Raw genomic sequence first — 3452 nt, forward strand, 5'->3', positions numbered from 1 at the left:
GATGAGGAGATCCCGGTGCGCTACCACCGGATCGCGGTCCTCATCGCCTCGCTGGTCGCCTCCGAGGCCGGGTCCGGCACGGTCACCCCGGAAGAGCGCGAACAGGGCATGGAGCTGTTCCGCGTCATGATCCTGGGGGCAGACCCCGGGCACTTCCCGGCGCTGGCCCACTTCGCCCGCGACGTGCGCCCCCTGGGTGCGGACCGCGCCGCCGCCTTCGAGGAGATCCTCGCCGCCCACCTCGCCCAGATCGAAGCCGCCGTCCGTCCGGTGGAGATCTGACGAACGCTGCCGCGCCGCTGTCGTCAGAGGTGCGGCAGCCGGTCCGCGGCTGCGGGAGCGCGTCGCTCCTCCAGCCAGAAGAGATAGACACGGAGGTGCGAGGCCAGCTCGCCGTCGAGGTAGGCGGCGTAGTCCGAGGCCGCGGCGGCCACACCTTGCCCGGCCTTGGCGTCATCGGCCTCCCAGTCGGCGCGCCGATTGGCCAGGTACCCCCTGATCCGCCCTCGGTCACGCCACCACTCCCGGACCATCGCCGGCGTCCATTGGCTGTCGCCGTCACAGCCGTAGCCGGAGAATGCCTCAGCCTCCGCCGCGTCGACCAGTTGCTGAAGCTCCTCCGGCGTACGGGGCTGCCGGTACACGTACTCGGTGAAGTAGTCGGCTTCGTAGAGCACGAGCCCCGGCGCGTGGATACGGCCGGTGCCGCAGTTGTCGGTGTCTGCTCCGTAGAACGGTCCGGGCACGTTGAGCCACTTCCGATCCGACCACTGCCCCAGGAACATTGCGCGCGCATCGCCGAGCAGAGGCACCGGATCGAAGTAGAGGTCCACGGCAGAAGGTTAACCGTGTGCCGAACGATTCACCGGACAGGCCGCCGTCATGTGCTGGGGCAGGGTGATGGCACAACTGCCCGGCTCACAAAAGCTGCAGGCCAAAGCCGCGGCACGCGGGCTTGAAGTCCGCCGGTCCGTCGGCCAGCGCGTTCATGGTGATCTGCAGCGTCGGGTCGTCGTTGAACAGACCCATGTGCCCAGCCCGGTCTGTGGGGCAGACATCCTGCAACACCACGTTGTTGACGTCCTCACCCTTCAGTGCCTGGGTTGCATACGGCGTCACGACGGTGTCGTACTTCGTCATCACCACCGTGTACTGCGGCCCGTCGGGGACAGTGGCACCGTCCGCCCACATCTCCCGGGTGTAGTCCGAGGTGGTTGCCTGCTCGACGACTCCCGGAAACCGCGCCAAATTCGACAGACGGGTCACGAAACCCATGAGGTTCAGGCTGGCGCCGAGGTCGACGATCCCGTTGAGGTTCGTGCCGTGCGAGCTGGGGGCCCATCCCACGTACTTGTCGACCTTTCGGGCGCCGTCAAGCTTCTTCATCCACCACATGGGGACGCTGCCGCCGAGCGAGTGCCCGACGATGTTGACCTTCGTCGAGCCCGTCGAGGCAAGTACCTTGTCCACGAACGCGTCGAGCTGAGCTGCCGACTCGCGGTTGGGGCCGAGCCCGCCGATGCGCCCCAGAGAGACCGGGGTGAAGCCGTAGTTCAAGGCATACACGCAGTAGCCCGCATTCTTCAGCCGGGGCGCCGCCTTCACGAAGTTCGCGCCGAGGTTGAAGAAGGTGCCCGGCAGCATGACCACCGGTTCGGGGTGCTCGGAACTCGGCTTGCACGACCAGTCGTTGGCTCCGGGCACGGCTCCCGGCGAGCTCGCGTAGTTCCACAGGGCTTCCGGCACGCCGCCCTCGCGGAGCTTGGGCCCCTCGTCCGCCTGAGCGGGAGCCGCAGCCGAGAAGGTGAAGGCGGTGGCGGCACAGACGACCGCGGCGGCCAGGCCGGTGCGGAGTGTGCGTGCGGACGGGTCGGTCACTGGCATAGGTGTCTCCTGAGGTGCAGGTCCATGCGCTCACGGCCGGGCAGCGGGCCTTGGCCTTGCGCACGGAGGACGCAGGGCAGGTCGGCGGGGCGGCTCCCTGCACTGCGCGGGGACACGCTCCAGCAGAAGACTGGAGCAACAACCGCCCCACGGATCCCGGCTGACGTCCAGACATGCAGGGCGCATTTTGTGAGGCGTCACAAAGAAATGCCCTCGCGGGCGCTCACACGGCTGCCGTTCAGGGAGCGGCGCTGGTGACGTCCACGTCCGTGATGGCCGCGTCGGGGTGCCGCGCCCCCGTCAGGATCAGGTTCTGCCCGGTGTCGCCGAGGAGGTAGCGGCGGAAGAAGGCATCGAGGTAGGTGGTGGCGACATGGCGCTGCTGCGGCTCGGTGAGCTGCCTGGCCGGCGGCCCGTCCTCACGGTCAGTGCACTTCCCGGGGTGTCCTTTGACCGGTGTGGCGTCGTCGAAAGCCGCGACCTGGCGGCTCTGAGGTGACCACTGCGTGTTGAAGAAGTTGTGGTTCGCGCCGCGGATCGCAAAGCGGTGGAAGCCGCTGCGGTTCCCCGTGGCCGCGTCGGCCGCGAACGGGAGTGCCTCGCCGCCGACCTGTCCGTCGCAGGTACCCCGGAAGGCGGCGAAGGGGGTCTTGGTGATCCTGTAGTTGGCCATGTCTTCTGTCATCACGTTGTAGGCGGGCGCCAGCGCTGCCACCGCCTTGACGTCGACGCCCTTGGGCCACTGCTTCCGGTGGCTGTCGGCCGCCTGCCAGGTGACCCCGGCCCCCGCCCGGGAATGCCCCATGATCCCCACGTTGCCCATGTCCACGTGGTGGGCGAAGCCGACGCGTCGCGCCGCTCCGGTCGCCGGGTCGGTGAACTTCCAGGCAAGCTCCCCTTGGCCCTTGGCGCTGAGCTGCTGCCACATGCGCAGGTGCCGGTTGATGAGATCCGCCCGCGCGGCAGCGTTGTCATCCCCCATCACGGAGGAGGCGTTGATGCCGTTGGCGCCCACCGAGACCACGACGAACCCCCGAGCGGCCAGCTTGCGGCCCAGGTAGTCGTATCCGCGCTGGCTGGGCAGGGCGGGCGTTCCCGGCGCACAGGGCCAGGCGGCCAGCTTGGCGTTGGCGGCTTCGTACGCGGCGTCGTCCCCGCTCTTTTCGGCGGCGGTGCGCGCCGCCTCGGCCTTCCGGTCGGCGCAGGTGTCGTGCAAGCCGTGCAGCATCACGATCAGTGGATGCCGCCCGGTGCCCAGGTCGGCGGGGTAGTGCACCACCCCGGCCAGCTCGCCCGGTTCACCCGTCTGCGGCAGGTGCCAGGCCTTGTTGCCCAGGTCGTAGCGGACCGTCCTGGTGGCCCCGGACGAAGGCGCCGCGCTGGGTTCCGTCGCCTCGTTGGGTATCGCGGTACCGGTCGCGGCCGTATACGTGAAGGCTGCCGCGGCGGCGGTCAGCACCGCGGCCGACAGGCCCAGCAGGCGAGCCGGCGTCCTCGTGCGCTTGTGTCGCTTCATCATGTCTTCCTCGGTGAGTTCGGTAAGTAGGTGAGTTCGGTAAGTACAGGGC

Annotated in this window: 3 protein-coding genes and 1 pseudogene; 1 reads left to right on the forward strand and 3 read right to left on the reverse strand. The window is 68.9% G+C overall.

Annotated elements, in window-relative coordinates; genetic code table 11:
* Positions 1 to 282, forward strand: a pseudogene (locus ACQKIP_RS43050) (TetR/AcrR family transcriptional regulator); the annotation flags it as partial.
* A gap of 23 nt (positions 283 to 305) precedes the next feature.
* Here the strand turns inward: ACQKIP_RS43050 and ACQKIP_RS43055 are convergent.
* The 3 genes from ACQKIP_RS43055 to ACQKIP_RS43065 all read right to left on the reverse strand — a co-directional run.
* Positions 306 to 833 carry a ferredoxin gene (locus ACQKIP_RS43055; RefSeq protein WP_365864865.1) on the reverse strand — a complete coding sequence of 176 codons (528 nt, stop codon included), beginning with the start codon at positions 831 to 833 and terminating at the stop codon, positions 306 to 308.
* An 85-nt stretch (positions 834 to 918) separates the two neighbouring features.
* Entirely contained in the window at positions 919 to 1878 is a 960-nt protein-coding gene (locus ACQKIP_RS43060) for an alpha/beta fold hydrolase (RefSeq protein ID WP_365864863.1), read from the reverse strand.
* A 244-nt stretch (positions 1879 to 2122) separates the two neighbouring features.
* Positions 2123 to 3452: hypothetical protein (locus tag ACQKIP_RS43065; RefSeq protein ID WP_427745507.1), on the reverse strand; the 1330-nt coding region annotated here is incomplete at its 5' end.

It is taken from the genome of Streptomyces sp. NPDC059900, from assembly GCF_050270335.1.
In the GTDB taxonomy this organism is placed as follows: domain Bacteria; phylum Actinomycetota; class Actinomycetes; order Streptomycetales; family Streptomycetaceae; genus Streptomyces.